Genomic DNA, 17,350 nt, shown 5'->3' on the forward strand with positions numbered 1-17,350 from the left:
GCAGCGATAACCTGCGAGACGGACATGCCGCGCGCTCGGACATCGTGTGCGCCTCCCTTGTGACTCACGGCGGACGTCACGTTGCCCTTCGCGGCACGCCCACGCATCCAACGAACCGCTAGCTCACTGATAGGGACGGACGCGCGTGGACCTGTTCGAGTACCAGGCGAGGGACCTCTTCGCCAAGCACGATGTACCGGTGCTGGCCGGTGAAGTCATCGACACGCCTGAGGCGGCTCGCGCAGCCACCGAGCGTCTGGGTGGCAAGTCCGTGGTCAAGGCCCAGGTGAAGGTCGGTGGCCGAGGCAAGGCCGGCGGCGTGAAGCTCGCGGCGACCGCCGACGAGGCGGTCGAGCACGCGACCAACATCCTCGGCATGGACATCAAGGGCCACACGGTCCACAAGGTGATGATCGCCGAGACCGCTCCCGAGATCGTCGAGGAGTACTACGTCTCGTACCTCCTCGACCGCACCAACCGCACCTTCCTCTCCATCGCCTCCGTCGAGGGCGGCATGGAGATCGAGGAGGTGGCGGCCACCCGCCCCGAGGCCGTCGCCAAGACGCCGATCGACGCCAACGAGGGTGTGACCGAGGAGAAGGCCCGCGAGATCGTCGCGGCCGCGAAGTTCCCGGCCGAGGTCGCCGACAAGATCGTGAACGTCCTCGTCAAGCTGTGGGACACCTTCATCAAGGAGGACGCCCTCCTCGTCGAGGTCAACCCGCTGGCGAAGGTCGCCTCCGGCGACGTCATCGCCCTCGACGGCAAGGTCTCCCTGGACGAGAACGCGGACTTCCGCCACCCCGACCACGAGGAGTTCGTCGACCACGCGGCCGCCAACCCCCTCGAGGCCGCGGCCAAGGAGAAGAACCTCAACTACGTCAAGCTCGACGGTGAGGTCGGCATCATCGGCAACGGCGCGGGTCTCGTCATGAGCACCCTGGACGTCGTCGCGTACGCCGGTGAGAACCACGGTGGCGTCAAGCCCGCCAACTTCCTCGACATCGGCGGTGGCGCCTCCGCCGCCGTCATGGCGAACGGCCTGGAGATCATCCTGGGCGACCCGGACGTCAAGTCCGTGTTCGTCAACGTCTTCGGTGGCATCACCGCCTGTGACGAGGTCGCCAACGGCATCGTGCAGGCGCTGCAGCTGCTCAAGGACAAGGGCGAGGAAGTCACCAAGCCCCTCGTCGTCCGCCTCGACGGCAACAACGCCGAGCTGGGTCGCAAGATCCTCTCCGACGCCAACCACCCGCTGGTCCAGCGCGTGGACACCATGGACGGCGCGGCCGACAAGGCCGCCGAGCTCGCGGCCGCGAAGTAAGGGACGAGGGACAGAACAGCCATGGCTATCTTCCTCAACAAGGAATCCAAGGTCATCGTCCAGGGCATGACCGGTGCCACGGGCATGAAGCACACCAAGCTCATGCTGGCCGACGGCACGAACATCGTCGGTGGCGTGAACCCCCGCAAGGCGGGCACGACCGTCGACGTCGACGGCACCGAGATCCCGGTCTTCGGCACCGTCGCCGAGGCGATCGAGAAGACGGGCGCGAACGTGTCCGTCCTCTTCGTACCGCCGGCCTTCGCCAAGGCCGCCGTCGTCGAGGCCATCGACGCCGAGATCCCGCTCGCGGTCGTCATCACCGAGGGCATCGCGGTCCACGACTCGGCCGCGTTCTACGCGTACGCCGGTTCCAAGGGCAACAAGACCCGGATCATCGGCCCGAACTGCCCGGGTCTGATCACCCCCGGCCAGTCGAACGCCGGCATCATCCCCGGCGACATCACCAAGCCGGGCCGCATCGGTCTCGTCTCGAAGTCCGGCACGCTGACGTACCAGATGATGTACGAGCTGCGGGACATCGGCTTCTCGTCGGCCGTCGGCATCGGTGGCGACCCGGTCATCGGCACGACGCACATCGACGCGCTCGCCGCGTTCGAGGCCGACCCCGACACCGACCTCATCGTGATGATCGGTGAGATCGGTGGCGACGCCGAGGAGCGGGCCGCCGACTACATCAAGGCGAACGTGAAGAAGCCGGTCGTCGGTTACGTCGCCGGCTTCACCGCGCCCGAGGGCAAGACGATGGGCCACGCCGGCGCCATCGTCTCCGGCTCCTCCGGTACGGCCGCCGCGAAGCAGGAGGCCCTTGAGGCCGCCGGCGTCAAGGTGGGCAAGACGCCCACCGAGACGGCCAAGCTCGCGCGCGAGATCCTCGGCGGCTGATCTTCGGCTCCGCCGAGCCTTCTGCGGGCCCGCATCCCCTGTCGGGGGTGCGGGCCCGCTGGCGTTCCCGGGGCCGGCTTCGGCCCGCGCCCCGGCTCAGTGGGCCTCCGGGTGCAGCCGTTCCGGTCCGGCGGCGGTCTCGGCCCGCAGTTTGGCCCGGAGCTTCTGCTGGGGCGGGGAGAGCGGGCCGGGGGCCGCTCGCGGAGGGACGCCGTGGATCGGGACACCCGGGGGGACCGGGGCCTCGTAGTGGTCCGGGGCCGTGTACAGCGTGAGGGCGGTGGTGGTGAGCAGGAGGGTGGTGAAGGCGATGGCGGCGTGGATCCAGCGGCGGGCGCGCAGTTCGGCCCGGGCGCGGAGGGCGGGGGGCCTGGCGGGGCCCGGACGGACGTCGCGGGGGAGCGCGGCCAGGAGGCGGCCGAGGTCGTCGGCCGCCACCGGCTCCGGGAGCCGCTCGGTGCCCCTGGTGCGGGCGTGGAGCAGCCGGCCCGCCGCGGCGGGTGTGCTCGACTCCGTCTCGGCGGCCGTGTCGGGCAGGTCGAGGCCGACGCCGTCGTAGAGGAGCAGGGTGCGGCGGTACGGGGGAGGCAGTTCGAGCAGTGCGGACAGCAGGGCGCGGTCGGTGGGGTCGGCCGGCTGCGGTTCGAGGTGCCGCCGGGGGCGGGGGCGCAGCCGGTGCCAGGGGGAAAGGGCGTACTCGTGGGCCGCCGCCCGCACCCAGCCCGCCGGGTCACGGTCGACGGCCACCTCCGGCCAGCGGTGCCAGGCGAGTTGAAAGGCCCGCTCCACCGCCTCGCGCGCGAGCCGCTGCTGCCCGGTGAGTAGATAGGTCTGCTGTACGAGGGCGGGGGCGCAGTACGCGTAGAGCGCGTCGAAGGCCTGGCCGGGTGTCAGGGGCGGCGGTGCCGGATCCGAGAGGTCGGCGTCGGCGCGGGCGGCGTCGTCCGGGCGGAGCGGCTGTCGGTACCACTCGCCTCCGTCGCGGCGTCCGTCCGGGTCACCGCGTCCGTCGTCGTCACGGTGCCCGATGGCGGCCCGGGTCCGGGGCCCACGCCCGGTCACCGGATCGCCTCCCTCAGAAGCGACCCCGGAAACGACCTCCGTTGGACCGATCTGCGTACGAAAAAGCACATAAGAACATATTGGGCGACACGTGCAGGAATCCTCCGTTACGCACCTGAAGCGCGTGTCGTTGGGAGCATGGCCGACGTGACACACGCGACCGACCCGAACGACCCGGCCGCGGGGCCGGGCCAGCACCCCGTCGGCCACGGCCGGTCGGCGCCTCCCACGGCCTCCGGGGTGCCCCCGAGGCCCGTGGCCTCCACGCCGTCCCTGTACTCGTCCGCGCCCCGGTCGCCGTTGTCGCCGCTGCTCCGGCGGGCGCGGCGGCGGTCCTCCGAGCTCGTCGCCGGGGTGCTGGGCGGGGCGCTGGCGGCAGGACTCGGACTGGGGGCGTTCGTCGCCCTCGTGACCGTGCTGTGGATCAGTTCGCCGTACCCGGACAGCGGGCCCGGCGGGGCACTGCACGTGGCGGCGGCGCTGTGGCTGCTCTCCCACGGCGTGGAACTCGTCCGCACCGACACGCTCTCCGGCGCCCCCGCGCCGGTCGGCCTCGTCCCGCTCTTCCTGCTCGCCCTGCCGGTGGTCCTGCTGCACCGATCGGCCCGCGACCACGCGGGCGACGGTTCCGGGGTGAGTGCTCGTGCGACGTGGGCCGGGCTCGTCATCGGTTACGTGACCGTCGGAGCGGCGGTCACGCTCTACGCCTCGGGCGGAGTGCTGCGGCCGTCGTGGTGGTGGGCCGTGCTGTGCGTGCCGCTGCTGGCGGCGCTCGCGGCGGGTACAGGGGTGTGGGCGGCGCGCGGGCGCCCCCGGCTGCCGCTGCCCACGCTCCTCGGCGGCGCCCCGAGGACGGAGTACCGACGGCAGGTCGCGGCGGCCGCCGGACGCGCCGCCGGGGCGGGCATGCTCGTGCTGGGCGGTGGTGGCGCTCTGCTGGTGGCCGTCTCCCTGGTGTGGCACGGCGGCGCGGCCCGCGCCTCCTTCCTCCAGCTCACCGAGGGGCTGTCCGGGCGGTTCGCCGTACTGCTCCTCTGCCTCGCCCTCGTCCCGAACGCGGCGCTGTGGGCGGCGGCCTATGCCCTCGGCCCCGGCTTCGTGCTGGGCGCCGGACACACCGTCGCCCCGCTGGAGGTGGCCGCCCCGGCAGTCCTTCTGCCCCCGTTTCCGCTGCTCGCGGCGGTCCCGGCGGGCGGGGGCATGTCCGTGTACTGGGTGGTGGGGGCGGTGCCGCTGGCCGCGGGGGTGACGGTCGGCTGGTTCACCGCGGCGCGGGCGGCCGCCGACCGGACGGCGCCGTGGTCCGCGGGGCGCACGGTCGTCGCGACCCTCCTCGCGGCCCTCCTGTCCGCCGTCGCCTTCGCCGTCCTCGCCCTCCTCGCCGGCGGGCCCCTCGGAGTGGCCGCGCTGACGGCCTTCGGACCGGTGTGGTGGCAGGCCGGCGGTGCGGCCGGGGCCTGGGTGGGTGTGGTGGGGCTGCCGGTGGCCCTGGTCGCGCGGTGGTGGCGGACGAGGCTCCGGACGAGGACGGACGCGTCCGGGGGGACCGGCCGGACGAGGACGTCGGCGGTGCCCGTGGCCAGGGAGGCGGGTGGGGCGGGGCAGGGGAAGACTCCGGGGGAGGCCGTGGGCGAGGGGACCGGACGGCGGAAGCGGTCGGGGGCGGCCGGAGTGTTCCGGCGCGGGGCGAGCGCCATCGGAGACGGGCCAACTGCCGGTGACACACCGGGCGGGCCCCGAACCGCATCCCGAACCGATTTCCGCACCGCCTCATCCCGAACCGATGCCCGAACCGATTCCCCCACTGGGTCCCGTACCGGGTCCCGGGCGGCCATGGGGCGGTCGACGGCGCCCCTCTCCGAGCCGCAACCTCATCCGCAGTCTCAGCCGCTCCCGAAGCGCCGCCGTCGATTCCCGACGTGGTTCACGGGAGCGAAGCACCGCCCGGTCGGGCCGTCGATCCCGGCCGACTCCTCGCCCGCCGTCGAGACCGGCGCCCCCGCCCCCGCCACGGACACCGCCCCCGACGCCGCCACCGGCACCGGTCCCGGCCCGGGACTCGGTAGTACCAGGGCCCTCACGCATGCCCCCAGCCACCCCAGCGCCCTCGCCACCGATGACACCCATGACACGGATCACACCGATCACACCGATCACACCGATTCCACCGACGCCCTGACGTCGTACGCCGCCGTCGATCCGTACGCCGACGAGTCCGCCGCCGTACCCCCGCCCGTCCGGGACCCCGACTCCCGCGCGGCCCGCTGGGCGGCGCTGCGCGAGGTGTCCGCACTCGACCGGGGCGCCCGGGACGACCGGGAACCCACCCCGCCCCCGCCCCCCAGCCGGGAGGAACCCGTATGACGAACCGAAGGCGCGCCGCCGATGACCATCGACGGCGCGCCTTCGCGCAGCTCTGCCCGGGGCGCTCCTACTGCGCGCCCAGAATCTGCCGCAGCGGGCCCTCCGGCAGGAGCTCCTTGCAGGCCTTCGCGGAGGTGGTCGTCAGGGAGTCGTTGACGCAGGTGTAGTAGTCCCGGTACACGAACTGGGCCGTGAAGGTGATGGCGACGATGGCGAGGGCGATCGTCGAGGTCACGAGGCCGCTGATGGCAGCCGTCCGCTGGGGCCGGCCGCTCGGCTCGGGTGCCGCCGGCCGGTCCGGGTCCGGGGTGGCGGGCTTGGCGCGCAGGGCGCTGACGGCCCAGTACACGGCCAGGGAGCCGAGCAGCAGGGCGACGTACGTCCAGGCGAAGAGGGCGAAGAAGAAGGCCCACATGCCGCAGAGCAACGAGTACCGCGCGCGGCGCTGGGCGGGGTCCGTCGGGTCCCAGCGCAGGCCGCTGCCCGGACCGCCCTCGGGGCCCTGGCCGGAGCCGCCGGGTCCACCCGGACCGCCCTGGCCCCCGGCGCCCTGACCGAAGGGTCCGCCGGACGAGCGGCCGGGCTGCCGGTCGCTCCACTGACTGCCCCACGGCGAGTGACCACCACCGCGCCCGGCTTCGTCGTCGGCACCCTGGCCGTCGGGCCGGCGTGGCCGCCACGGCCGGTCGGGCGAGCCCTCGGGCGGCGGCGCGAACGGGTTGTCGTCCGAAGCGCCTGCGCCCTGGCCCCGCCCGGGCTGCCCGGACTGCTCGGGGGTGTCCTCGCTCTCGCGCGGAGGCGTGGGCGAAGAACTCCGCTCGCGCAGCAGGAGCGGAGGAAGGCGGAAACTGCGGTCCGGCATCAGGAGTGCGTCTTCCCCTTGGTGAGTACGGCGGTGAAATCTACTGGTAGCGCATGAGCTGTCACTCCTTGAACGCCACACACGCCGACCGCGTTCCCGAGCCCACTCCTGGCAGACGCTACCTTCCGGCCACGCCCCCGTCCCACGGGGGCCGTCCGGTGTGCCGGTATCGTTGCTGACGGTCGGCCGCTTCGTAGACTTCCCCGTATCGGGGGACGCGAAGCATTCGTATGAAAGTACAAGTGCACGTGCGAGTACGGCGGACCTGAACGTTCTCCTGCGGAACCCGCAGAGGCAGTACCCGTAGAAGCAGCACCCGTAGAAGCAGTACCCGTAGAAAGGGCCCCACCGTGGCCGCCAAGCCCGTGGCCAAGCGCCTCGTCGTGTTGGTCTCCGGATCCGGCACCAACCTCCAGGCGCTGCTGGACGCCATCGCCGCGGCCGGTGTCGAGGCCTACGGCGCCGAGATCGTGGCCGTCGGAGCCGACCGCGGTGGCATCGAGGGGCTCGCCCGCGCCGAGCGCGCCGGGCTGCCGACCTTCGTGTGCCGGGTCAAGGACCACGCGACGCGTGACGAGTGGGACGCGGCGCTCGCCGACGCCGTCGCCGCGTACGAGCCGGATCTCGTCGTCTCCGCAGGGTTCATGAAGATCGTGGGGAAGCGGTTCCTGGCGCGGTTCGGCGGGCGGTTCGTCAACACCCACCCGGCCCTCCTCCCCAGTTTCCCGGGGGCCCACGGCGTGCGGGACGCGCTCGCGTACGGCGCCCGGGTCACCGGCTGCACCGTCCACTTCGTCGACGACGGCGTCGACACCGGGCCGATCATCGCGCAGGGCGTGGTGGAGGTCCGGGACGAGGACGACGAGAGCGCTCTGCACGAGCGCATCAAGGAAGTCGAGCGAAGGCTGCTCGTCGATGTCGTGGGGCGGCTCGCCCGCAACGGCTATCGCATTGAGGGACGAAAGGTAGTTATCCAGTGACCGCCGACAGCACTGTCACGGCCGGCCAGAGCGGCACGAGCGACCAGCGGGTCATCCGTCGCGCGCTCGTCAGTGTCTACGACAAGACGGGCCTCGAAGACCTCGCGCGCGGCCTGCACGAGGCGGGCGTCGAACTCGTCTCCACCGGGTCCACCGCCGGGCGTATCGCCGCTGCCGGTGTCCCCGTCACCAAGGTCGAGGAGCTGACCGGCTTCCCCGAGTGCCTGGACGGCCGGGTCAAGACCCTGCACCCCAAGGTGCACGCGGGCATCCTCGCCGACCTGCGCCTGGAGGACCACCGGCGCCAGCTCGCCGAGCTGGGCGTCGAGCCGTTCGACCTCGTCGTCGTGAACCTCTACCCGTTCCGGGAGACCGTCGCCTCCGGCGCCACCCCCGACGAGTGCGTCGAGCAGATCGACATCGGCGGCCCCTCGATGGTCCGCGCCGCCGCCAAGAACCACCCCTCCGTCGCGGTCGTCACCAGCCCCGCCCGGTACGCCGACGTCCTCGCGGCCGTGCAGCACGGCGGCTTCGACCTGACCACCCGCAAGCGGCTCGCGGCCGAGGCCTTCCAGCACACGGCCGCCTACGACGTGGCGGTGGCCTCCTGGTTCGCGTCCTCGTACGCGCCGGCCGACGACTCGCAGTTCCCCGACTTCCTCGGGGCGACCTGGGAGCGCGCGCACACCCTGCGCTACGGCGAGAACCCGCACCAGCCGGCCGCGCTCTACGTTTCCGGGACCGGCGGTCTCGCCGAGGCCGAGCAGCTGCACGGCAAGGAGATGTCGTACAACAACTACACGGACACGGACGCCGCGCGCCGTGCCGCGTACGACCATGACGAGCCCGCCGTCGCGATCATCAAGCACGCGAACCCGTGCGGGATCGCGGTCGGCGCGGATGTCGCCGAGGCGCACCGCAAGGCGCACGCGTGCGACCCGCTGTCGGCGTTCGGCGGTGTGATCGCGGTCAACCGGCCGGTCTCGAAGGAGATGGCCGAGCAGGTCGCCGAGATCTTCACCGAGGTGATCGTCGCGCCCGACTACGAGGACGGCGCGCTGGAGGCCCTCGCGAAGAAGAAGAACATCCGGGTGCTGAAGGCGCCGGGCGCGCCCGCCGCCCCGGTCGAGGTCAAGCCCGTCGACGGCGGCGCTCTCCTCCAGGTGACCGACCGGCTCCAGGCCGACGGTGACGACCCCGCCCACTGGACCCTGGCCACCGGGGACGCCCTGTCCGCCGACGAGCTGGCCGAGCTGGCGTTCGCCTGGAAGGCCTGCCGCGCGGTCAAGTCCAACGCGATCCTGCTGGCCAAGGACGGCGCCTCGGTGGGCGTCGGGATGGGCCAGGTCAACCGTGTCGACTCCGCCAAGCTCGCCGTCGAGCGCGCCGGGGCCGAGCGCGCGCGGGGCGCGTACGCCGCCTCCGACGCGTTCTTCCCCTTCCCGGACGGGCTGGAGATCCTGACCGCGGCCGGAGTCAAGGCCGTGGTGCAGCCGGGCGGTTCGGTCCGTGACGAGCTGGTCGTCGAGGCCGCGCAGAAGGCGGGCGTGACGATGTACTTCACGGGGACGCGGCACTTCTTCCACTGATCGGCTGCACTGATCGGCTGCACTGATCGGCTCCACCGAGCGCCGCGCCGATGGCGTGAGCCGAAGACGTGAGCCGATGGCGTGAGACGAAGGGTCCGTCGGGTACACCGGCGGACCCTTCGGCGTGTCCGCCTGGGGCGGGAGCATGCGGAATGGCCGATACCCCGGTGCACAGGCGTGGGCTCCGCTGCGAGGGTCGAGAGGTCCGTTCCGTCGACAGGGACTCAGGGGGTCGGTCATGCGCACCAGGGCGAGTGGTTCACGCCGGGCGGCGGCCGTAGGGGCGGTGCTCGCCGTCGCGTTCGGTACGGGGATGAGCGGCGCCACGGCCGCGAGCGCCGCCGGGGACGAGGCGGTGGTGCCCTGTCTCCGCGGGTACGTCTGCCTCCAGCCGCTGCTCGGCGCCCAGCCGGTCATGGTGAGAGAGGGCGACCGGGCCACGTACAGCCCGGCCCTGCGGGTCACCGCGGTCGTCAACGCCACGAACACGCCCTACTGCGTCGGCGGCACCCTGAGCTATCCGCTCGGGCCCGGCCAGACGCAGAGCTACGACCACGGCGTGAACCAGCTGTCACCGGCGAGCGGCAGCTTCTGCCCGCTCTGACACACCGAGGGCCGTGCCCCCGCGTACGGGAGGCACGGCCCCTCGGGTGCGGTGCCCGGCGCTCAGTAGCGCGGGCGGTTGAACCACGCCTTGCCGTTGGCGTTGCCGACGAAGACGGCTATCAGGATGCCCAGCACCAGGTGGACCAGGCCGATCAGGATGAACGGGAAGACGCCCAGGACCGCGGTGATGATGCCGAAGACCAGGGTGGCGACGCGTACGCCGTTGCCGCCGGACTTGAACTTCACGGCCATCATGACCGCGTAGACGAGCCAGGCCGCCGCGAATATGGCGGTCGCCACCATCTGGCCGATGGGGACGTTGCCGAGCGCCTCGGCGAGGGCGGGGTCCTCGGCCTTGTCGCTCGCCGCGGAGACGAGGATCGCGCCGATGGCGTAGAGCAGCACGCCGACGGCCTGGAGGCCGACGATCACCCACAGCATGATGCGGGCCGCGTTCACCGAACTCGGCATGGTCTCGGGTGCGTTCGGGTAGCCGCCGTAGCCCTGGGAGACCGGCGGTGCGCTCGGGTAGCCGTACCCGGGCTGCTGGGGCGGGGTCTGCTGCGGGTAGCCGTAGCCCTGGGCGGGCGGCTGCTGCTGGGGCTGGCCGTACGGGTTGTTCGGGTCGCCGAAGCTCATCTCGGGGTTTCCTCCGTTGCCTGGTGCGGGGACGCGCGGCACGGTTCGGAGGAATGCCCTGGAACTTTTGAAATGGTCACGCCCCCCGGCAGTGCCCGCGGCACTGTGACCCAATCGTTTTATATGCCTGCTCGGATGTCCAGGGAGATTGCTCGGGTGTTGTGCAAGTGCAACACATCCGATCTTGTCCGGCACGGGCGGCGATCCGGCCCGGTACAGGTCGGAAGGCGTCCGCCAGCTGACCGGATTGGAACCCGGCACCGGTCATCCGCGAAGATTGGGGCCATGAGCGCCCAGATTCTCGATGGCAAGGCCACCGCAGCCGCGATCAAGTCCGATCTGACCGCCCGCGTGGCGGTGCTGAAGGAGAAGGGCATCACGCCCGGACTCGGCACGATCCTGGTCGGCGAAGACCCCGGCAGTCAGAAGTACGTCGCGGGCAAGCACCGCGACTGCGCGCAGGTCGGCATCGCGTCCATCCAGCGTGAACTGCCCGCGACCGCGACACAGGAGGAGATCGAGGCGGTGGTGCGGGAACTCAACGAGGACCCCGCCTGCACCGGTTACATCGTCCAGCTGCCGCTGCCCAAGGGCATCGACGAGAACCGCATCCTCGAACTGATGGACCCCGACAAGGACGCGGACGGTCTGCACCCGATGAACCTCGGGCGCCTCGTCCTCAACGAGCCCGCCCCGCTGCCCTGCACCCCGAACGGCGTCCTCACCCTCCTGCGCCGGTACGGCGTCGAGATCAAGGGCGCCGAGGTCGTGGTCGTCGGGCGTGGTGTGACGATCGGGCGTCCGATGCCGCTGCTGCTCACCCGGCGCAGCGAGAACGCGACGGTGACCCAGTGCCACACCGGCACGCGTGATCTGGCCGCGCACCTGCGGAAGGCGGACATCATCGTCGCCGCGGCCGGCTCCGCCCACCTGATCCGGCCCGAGGACGTGAAGCCGGGCGCCGCCGTCCTCGACGTCGGTGTGTCCCGCTCCGCGGAGGGCAAGATCGTCGGCGACGTCCACCCCGGCGTCGCGGAGGTCGCCGGCTGGATCTCTCCCAACCCCGGCGGCGTCGGCCCGATGACCCGCGCCCAGCTGCTCGTCAACGTGGTGGAGGCGGCGGAGCGCAGTGCCGGCTGACGGCGGGGCGGAGGGCATTTCCGGGGCACCGCGGGGGTCGGGCGCCTCCGGTACGCCCGGCACGGCGGAGACCTCCGGAACCTCCGAGGAGTCAGGCACGGCGGAGACCTCCGGGACCTCCGAGGAGCCAGGGGCGGCGGGGGCCCCGACCCCTTCGACGCAGGCAAAGGCTTCAGCCGAGGCCGGGCCGCTCGTGACTTCGTCTTCGCCCGACGCTTCGCCCGGCGGTGGGTCCGGCGGTGGGTCCGGGGAGACGGCGGGCGGACCTAGGGCCACGGAACGGTCCGGGACGACGACGGACGGGGCTGCGGCGGACGAGAGCGCGGCTTCGGAAAGGGTGGACATGGCGAAGACCGCCGGGACGACCGGGGTGGCCGGTACGACCGAGGCCGCGGACGAGATCGAGGTCCGTGATCACATCAGCGTGCCCGATGCCGAAGGGAACCCCGTTCGCGGCACCCGGCGGTTCCCGATGTTCACCAGGGACACCGCGCGGCCCGAGGGCGGTGGCCGGGCGGCGCCGCGTGAGGCGCCCGCGCCCGTCCGCCAGTGGCCGATCCTCGCCGTCCTGTCCACCGTGGGGCTCGGGCTGCTGCTCACCGCGCTGGACGCGTTCCGGGTCGGCACGATCCTGATCGGGGCCGCGATGCTCGGCGGCGCGGTGCTGCGCTGGGCCGTCCGGGATGTCGGCATGCTCGCCGTCCGCTCCCGCTTCACGGACATGGCCACGTACATCTTCCTGGGCACCGCCATCGTGCTCCTCGCGCTGATGGCCCAGCCGAAGCCGCTGCTGGAGATCCCGTTCCTCAAGGACACCCTGCACTTCACGGTGGGCGACGAGGCCGGCTGAGCTGTTTCGCCCCGCCCCGGCCCCCGAGCGCGTACGACGGCGGTCCGTCCCCTCCCCCGAGTAAGGACGGACCGCCGTCGCGTTCCACGTTCCTGCACGGTGAAGGCCGCCTTCAACACCTGTCAGCCCGCTGTGGCACGGAAGTGACCATTCCGCCACGGTGTCCGCGCCGCGCGACGACGGCGGCACCCGGACGTCATCCGCGCGCCCCCTCGCCACGCCCTTCGTTCCCCCTGCCACGCCCTTCGTTCCGCCTCGCCTCGCTTTGCCTCACCCCATGAGGCCGGCCGGGTCGGTTACCTCTCCGCGCCTCTGTGCCTTCCGGCATTTACTGACGCACACGCGTCGCACGAGTCTGTGTGCGACCCGCGTGACGTGGAGATGCCGTCGGTGTGCCGCTGTGCCGGCAGGTCCGAGGGGTGTGGCACGTGGACCTTCAATACCAGGGCGGACAAGGGTATTTGGGGCGGTCCGGGACGTCCCGTGTGGGGACCTGCGATTCCGCCCGGAATCCGGGACGTCGGTGGGACACTGGAACGCTGACGGTGCGGGGGGCGTGCGCGGCGCGCGGCCCTGCCCGGAATGCACCCGCGCGCCCCTTTCCGGGGAACTGGCATCCCGACCGGGCGCATCCCAGTGGGTAGGCCAGAACGGGGCTCCGGAGAGGGCCTCGGGACCGACGGGCAGGTCCCGGACCAGGATTCAGCGAGGGCATCATGCGTGGCACGCGGACAGCGGGCACGGGGGGACAGTCCAGAGTCGTACGGAGATCCGTACGGGCATCTGTACGAAGAGTCGTACGGAGATCCGTACGGGGGGAAGAGGGGGGAAGAAATGCCTCGTTGGAGGGCCTTGCCCGATGAACTCGATCCACAGGTCAAGGAGTTCGCGGGTCAGCTGCGCCGGCTCGTCGACCGCGGTGGACTGAGCATCGCGGCGGTGGCCGACCGCACGGGCTACAGCAAGACGTCCTGGGAGCGGTATCTCAACGGCAGACTGCTCGCGCCGAAGGGCGCGATCGTGGCGTTGGCCGAGGTGACCGGCACCGATCCCGTCCACCTGGCCACCATGTGGGAGCTGGCCGAGCGGGCCTGGAGCCGTTCGGAGATGCGCCACGACATGACCATGGAGGCGATCCGTATCTCCCAGGCGCGCGCCGCCCTGGGAGAGACGGGCGGGCAGTCCACCGTCAAGGGTGGCAGGAACGGCAGGGGAGGCCGGAGCGCGACCGTGACACCGGGTGTGGCGGGCCCGGCCGGCGTCGCCCCGTCGGTGCCGCTGCAGCCGCGCTCCTCGGCCGACGACAGCGCCTCGCGCCCGCCGTACGGGGCGAGGGCCGCCTCCGGTGGCTCGCCGCGCACCAGCTGGGGTGTCACGCCGTCGTCGGCCGCGTCCCGGCCCTCGACGTCATCACCGTCGGGGCTGGTCGGGGGGTGGTCCTCGTCGGCTTCCTCCGCCTCCGCCTCTGCCTCGGGCTCGTCCTCGGTGTCGTCGGCGTCCTCATCCCGGGGTCCGGCCGGGGCGCCGGTTGCCGATGGCGCCCAGGTCTCCGGTGGTGGCTCGGTGCCGTCGGGCGTGTTCGGCCCGCCGCCGGGCGGTGGGGCCCGGTCCGACGACGGCGATTCCCGGCCGAAGCGGCGCGTACCGATGTTCCTCGCGGGAGCCGTCGGGGGGCTCGTCGTGATCGCGGCGGCCTTCTTCTTCCTCACCGACGGTGACGGGAAGGACCAGGCGGACGGCAAGCCGCCCACCTCCCGGTCGACCTCGACCGGCACGAACCCCGACCTCCCGGCCGGAGTGAAGTGCAGCGGCAAGGACTGCGACGGCAAGGACCCGGAGACCATGGGGTGCATCGGCAACCTCGTGCGCACCGCCGACGAGGCCACGATCGGCACGACACGGGTCGAGGTCCGCTACAGCAAGACCTGCCAGGCCGCCTGGGCCCGCATCACCGGCGCCGCCCAGGGCGACGAGGTCCGGGTCACGGCAGGCGGGACCAAGCAGACCGCCGCCATCGAAGAGGCCGGCGACAACATCGCCTACACCCTGATGATCAGCGTGAAGGACGCGGGCGATGCCGCGGCCTGCGCGACGCTGGCATCGGGCCAGAAGGGATGCACGGGGTAGTGGTGCGGAGGGGGCGCGTCCGCCGCGCCCCCTCAGGTCGTGGGGGGAGCGGCGCGCCTGCCACGTACCTCGTCAGGTACATGACGGAACGTAGCCACCTCTATCGTAAAAGTAATCACGACGGAAGTGGAATGCCCGCCGAACTCCGGGGCATGCGGACAGTACCCCCACGGGAGTCCGGTCAGCCCGGGAGGAGGATCCCCCCTCCCCTCCCGGCCCGGCGCCCCCACAAAGGCGGCCGCTCGGTCCCTCCCCCCGGACCGGCGGCCGCCTTTCATGCGACGCTCCGCACGGCGCGACAGCGCGGAGCGACTTGTGGGCTGGGCCACACGAACCCCGGCCGTCCGGGATCCCGGATGCGCGGTAGCCTGACCACCGATCTCTCTTGACGCCAAGAGATCGATCATTTGTACGTCCCACCAGGGGCAGGGACGCCCCACCGCCAGCTGTCATACGGAGAACGCCATGACCCGCACTCCCGTGAACGTCACCGTCACCGGCGCGGCCGGCCAGATCGGTTACGCCCTGCTCTTCCGCATCGCCTCCGGCCAGCTGCTCGGCGCGGACGTGCCGGTCAAGCTCCGCCTGCTGGAGATCACCCCGGCGCTCAAGGCCGCCGAGGGCACCGCCATGGAGCTCGACGACTGCGCCTTCCCGCTCCTCCAGGGCATCGACATCACGGACGACCCCAACGTCGCCTTCGACGGCGCCAACGTCGGTCTGCTCGTGGGTGCCCGCCCCCGTACCAAGGGCATGGAGCGCGGTGACCTCCTGGAGGCCAACGGCGGCATCTTCAAGCCGCAGGGCAAGGCCATCAACGACAACGCCGCGGACGACATCAAGGTCCTCGTCGTCGGCAACCCGGCCAACACCAACGCCCTCATCGCCCAGGCCGCCGCGCCGGACGTCCCGGCCGAGCGCTTCACCGCGATGACCCGCCTGGACCACAACCGCGCGCTGACCCAGCTGTCGAAGAAGACGGGCGTCCCGGTCTCCGAGATCCAGCGGCTCACGATCTGGGGCAACCACTCGGCGACCCAGTACCCGGACATCTTCCACGCCACGGTCGCCGGCAAGAACGCCGCCGAGGTCGTGGGCGACGAGAAGTGGCTCGCCGAGGACTTCATCCCGACCGTCGCCAAGCGCGGCGCCGCCATCATCGAGGCCCGTGGCGCCTCGTCGGCCGCGTCCGCCGCCAACGCCGCCATCGACCACATCTACACCTGGGTCAACGGCACCGCCGAGGGCGACTGGGCCTCCATGGGTATCCCGTCCGACGGTTCCTACGGTGTGGCCGAGGGCCTCATCTCCTCCTTCCCCGTCACCGTCAAGGACGGCAAGTACGAGATCGTCCAGGGCCTGGAGATCAACGAGTTCTCCCGCGCCCGGATCGACGCCTCGGTCCAGGAGCTGGCGGAGGAGCGCGACGCGGTCCGCGCGCTCGGCCTCATCTGAGCCGACGTCCTATAGCTTGCTCCCGCAGGCCCTGTCCCGGTTTCGACCAGGACGGGGCCTGTTCGGCGTGTACGCCGCTATCGTCGGTGAACGTGCGCCGTGAGAAGGCCGGCGACGGCAAGGGGGGCAGGATGACGAGGTGGGATGCGCACCAGGGGCGCTGGGTGGACGACACTCCCGGGCGCGGCAGCCCGTGGCCGCGCCTGACCGTCGCCGTCGCCCTCGCGGCCCTGCTCGGCGGCGGCATCGGTTTCGGGGTGTGGACCCTGTCCCGTGACGAGGACGGCCCGGCCCGGGCGACCGCCGCGGACAGCTCCCCGTCGACGCCCCCGCCCTCGGTCTCGGCGGCGGGCCCGGCGGACGACGACGGCACCGACCCGGCCACACCGAAGCAGTCGGACCCGGACTCCGACGCGGGCGACGCCCCCGGTTACGTCCACTCCGACGACCCGGCCGGCTTCACCGTCGACGTCCCCTCCGGCTGGAAACGCACTGCGAAGACGCCGACGGACAAGCCCACCGTCGTGACCTACGACTCCCCGGACGGCAGCCGCGTCCTCCAGCTCTTCCTGGTCAGCGAGAGCAGCCCCGCCGAGTCCATGGACCTGGCGGAGAACGAGAACTACGGCTTCGCCCGCCTCCCCGGCTATCGCGCCCTCGACCGCTCGGCCGCCGACGACGACAGCTACTCCGAGGTCGTCTACCGCTTCGACGGCGAAGGCGAGGCGGGCCCCCGTCAGGTCGTCGACCACCGCTTCCGCACGGCCGGCGACAAGATCTACGGAGTCCGCCTCAGCGCCCCCGAGTCCACCCCGCTCGACGAACTCCGGGAACCGGTCACCACCGTGGTCACCTCCCTCTGCCCGACGGGCGCGACCTGCGTCCGGGGATGAACAGTCCGCCCCGGCACACCCGGTTGGTCCCCTCGACGGCTCGATCACTAGTCTGAGCGCCGGCAAGGCGCACATGAACGGCGGCCGGTCATCGCGTAGCGCACAGCGGACCGGCCTCGGTACGACAGGGGCCAACGGCCCGACGGGGGAGCACACATGGGAGAGCAGCGCAGGCGACTGCGGTCCAGCACGGTCGTCCTCGGAGGAATGGGTGTCGTCGCGGCGGCCCTGACCTCCTGCGGATCCGATCCGGACCGCCGTTGCGTGGATCGCGACAGCTACGACTACGCCAACGGCTACAAGGTCATCGCGGACAGGAACTGCAACACCGGTTCCGGCTCGTCGTCGTACGGCAAGAACAGCAAGAGCAACAGCAGCGGCAACCGGAAGCAGGCCGGTTCGGCCGATGCCGCCTGGTACTACGACGCGGACGTCAGCGGCGGCTGGGCCGACGACGGCACCTTCAGCCGCAGCGAGGCCGTGGACCGGGACGGCTTCGGCTGCTCGGGCGACGGTGACGGCTCCGGCTCCAGCGGCGGCTGAGCCGGCGGAC

15 protein-coding genes are annotated in these 17,350 nt (G+C 72.1%); 12 read left to right on the top strand and 3 right to left on the bottom strand.

Annotated features, from left to right (window positions below; translation table 11 throughout):
• Window positions 1–145: 145 nt before the first annotated feature.
• On the top strand, window positions 146–1,324 hold the full coding sequence (sucC, locus tag STRBO_RS0105250; protein ID WP_005481083.1) for an ADP-forming succinate--CoA ligase subunit beta: 1,179 nt from the start codon (window positions 146–148) through the stop codon (window positions 1,322–1,324).
• A 21-nt stretch (window positions 1,325–1,345) separates the two neighbouring features.
• Complete coding sequence (gene sucD, locus STRBO_RS0105255) at window positions 1,346–2,230, top strand: succinate--CoA ligase subunit alpha (protein WP_005481081.1); 885 nt, start codon at window positions 1,346–1,348, stop codon at window positions 2,228–2,230.
• Window positions 2,231–2,326: 96 nt separating this feature from the next.
• On the opposite strand, the gene STRBO_RS0105260 is transcribed toward sucD, so the two are convergent.
• Window positions 2,327–3,292 (bottom strand): RNA polymerase sigma factor, encoded by a 966-nt coding sequence (locus STRBO_RS0105260; RefSeq protein ID WP_020113880.1) that lies wholly within the window; start codon window positions 3,290–3,292, stop codon window positions 2,327–2,329.
• Between the two features lie 138 nt (window positions 3,293–3,430).
• Between STRBO_RS0105260 and STRBO_RS45605 the strand changes: the two genes are divergently transcribed.
• Window positions 3,431–5,656, top strand: a complete 2,226-nt coding sequence (locus STRBO_RS45605) for a cell division protein PerM (RefSeq protein WP_005481077.1) — start codon at window positions 3,431–3,433, stop codon at window positions 5,654–5,656.
• 67 nt (window positions 5,657–5,723) lie between these two features.
• On the opposite strand, the gene STRBO_RS0105270 is transcribed toward STRBO_RS45605, so the two are convergent.
• A complete protein-coding gene (locus STRBO_RS0105270) occupies window positions 5,724–6,518 on the bottom strand; it encodes a hypothetical protein (protein WP_005481074.1) in 795 nt (264 codons plus the stop codon).
• Between the two features lie 350 nt (window positions 6,519–6,868).
• Here STRBO_RS0105270 and purN point away from each other — a divergent pair, with 350 nt between their 5' ends.
• The 3 genes from purN (at window position 6,869) to STRBO_RS0105285 (ending at window position 9,691) form a co-directional block, all read left to right on the top strand.
• Complete coding sequence (gene purN / locus STRBO_RS0105275) at window positions 6,869–7,498, top strand: phosphoribosylglycinamide formyltransferase (RefSeq protein WP_005481073.1); 630 nt, start codon at window positions 6,869–6,871, stop codon at window positions 7,496–7,498.
• Window positions 7,495–9,087 (top strand): bifunctional phosphoribosylaminoimidazolecarboxamide formyltransferase/IMP cyclohydrolase, encoded by a 1,593-nt coding sequence (gene purH, locus STRBO_RS0105280; protein WP_005481071.1) that lies wholly within the window; start codon window positions 7,495–7,497, stop codon window positions 9,085–9,087. Before purN ends, purH begins: the two co-directional genes overlap by 4 nt.
• Window positions 9,088–9,325: 238 nt before the next feature.
• Window positions 9,326–9,691: a hypothetical protein gene (locus STRBO_RS0105285; protein ID WP_202499716.1), complete on the top strand. Its 366-nt coding sequence runs from the start codon at window positions 9,326–9,328 to the stop codon at window positions 9,689–9,691.
• 62 nt (window positions 9,692–9,753) lie between these two features.
• Here STRBO_RS0105285 and STRBO_RS0105290 read toward each other — a convergent pair whose 3' ends face one another.
• Window positions 9,754–10,332, bottom strand: coding sequence for a hypothetical protein (locus STRBO_RS0105290; protein WP_005481068.1), 579 nt, complete (start codon window positions 10,330–10,332; stop codon window positions 9,754–9,756).
• Between the two features lie 285 nt (window positions 10,333–10,617).
• Here STRBO_RS0105290 and STRBO_RS0105295 point away from each other — a divergent pair, with 285 nt between their 5' ends.
• From STRBO_RS0105295 to STRBO_RS0105320, 6 genes are all read left to right on the top strand, one after another.
• Window positions 10,618–11,472, top strand: a complete 855-nt coding sequence (locus tag STRBO_RS0105295) for a bifunctional methylenetetrahydrofolate dehydrogenase/methenyltetrahydrofolate cyclohydrolase (protein WP_005481066.1) — start codon at window positions 10,618–10,620, stop codon at window positions 11,470–11,472.
• A 343-nt stretch (window positions 11,473–11,815) separates the two neighbouring features.
• Window positions 11,816–12,322, top strand: a complete 507-nt coding sequence (locus tag STRBO_RS0105300; protein WP_020113881.1) for a DUF3017 domain-containing protein — start codon at window positions 11,816–11,818, stop codon at window positions 12,320–12,322.
• An 852-nt stretch (window positions 12,323–13,174) separates the two neighbouring features.
• Window positions 13,175–14,449 carry a helix-turn-helix domain-containing protein gene (locus STRBO_RS0105305; protein ID WP_005481064.1) on the top strand — a complete coding sequence of 425 codons (1,275 nt, stop codon included), beginning with the start codon at window positions 13,175–13,177 and terminating at the stop codon, window positions 14,447–14,449.
• Window positions 14,450–14,914: 465 nt separating this feature from the next.
• Window positions 14,915–15,904: a malate dehydrogenase gene (locus STRBO_RS0105310; RefSeq protein ID WP_020113882.1), complete on the top strand. Its 990-nt coding sequence runs from the start codon at window positions 14,915–14,917 to the stop codon at window positions 15,902–15,904.
• Window positions 15,905–16,035: 131 nt separating this feature from the next.
• Window positions 16,036–16,797: a hypothetical protein gene (locus STRBO_RS0105315; RefSeq protein WP_237547587.1), complete on the top strand. Its 762-nt coding sequence runs from the start codon at window positions 16,036–16,038 to the stop codon at window positions 16,795–16,797.
• 156 nt (window positions 16,798–16,953) lie between these two features.
• Complete coding sequence (locus tag STRBO_RS0105320; RefSeq protein WP_005481057.1) at window positions 16,954–17,340, top strand: hypothetical protein; 387 nt, start codon at window positions 16,954–16,956, stop codon at window positions 17,338–17,340.
• The last annotated feature ends 10 nt before the right edge of the window (window positions 17,341–17,350 follow it).

The organism is Streptomyces bottropensis ATCC 25435, from assembly GCF_000383595.1.
GTDB classification, from domain to species: Bacteria; Actinomycetota; Actinomycetes; order Streptomycetales; family Streptomycetaceae; genus Streptomyces; species Streptomyces bottropensis.

What these genes read in the sequence shown, in the direction of transcription:
- STRBO_RS0105290 (WP_005481068.1), bottom strand. Translation starts at nt 10,332, where the DNA reads ATGAGCTTCGGCGACCCGAACAACCCGTACGGCCAGCCCCAGCAGCAG.
- STRBO_RS0105270 (WP_005481074.1), bottom strand. Translation starts at nt 6,518, where the DNA reads ATGCCGGACCGCAGTTTCCGCCTTCCTCCGCTCCTGCTGCGCGAGCGG.
- STRBO_RS0105295 (WP_005481066.1), top strand. Translation starts at nt 10,618, where the DNA reads ATGAGCGCCCAGATTCTCGATGGCAAGGCCACCGCAGCCGCGATCAAG.
- STRBO_RS0105285 (WP_202499716.1), top strand. Translation starts at nt 9,326, where the DNA reads ATGCGCACCAGGGCGAGTGGTTCACGCCGGGCGGCGGCCGTAGGGGCG.
- STRBO_RS0105310 (WP_020113882.1), top strand. Translation starts at nt 14,915, where the DNA reads ATGACCCGCACTCCCGTGAACGTCACCGTCACCGGCGCGGCCGGCCAG.
- sucD (WP_005481081.1), top strand. Translation starts at nt 1,346, where the DNA reads ATGGCTATCTTCCTCAACAAGGAATCCAAGGTCATCGTCCAGGGCATG.
- STRBO_RS45605 (WP_005481077.1), top strand. Translation starts at nt 3,431, where the DNA reads ATGGCCGACGTGACACACGCGACCGACCCGAACGACCCGGCCGCGGGG.
- STRBO_RS0105320 (WP_005481057.1), top strand. Translation starts at nt 16,954, where the DNA reads ATGGGAGAGCAGCGCAGGCGACTGCGGTCCAGCACGGTCGTCCTCGGA.
- STRBO_RS0105300 (WP_020113881.1), top strand. Translation starts at nt 11,816, where the DNA reads ATGGCGAAGACCGCCGGGACGACCGGGGTGGCCGGTACGACCGAGGCC.
- STRBO_RS0105315 (WP_237547587.1), top strand. Translation starts at nt 16,036, where the DNA reads ATGACGAGGTGGGATGCGCACCAGGGGCGCTGGGTGGACGACACTCCC.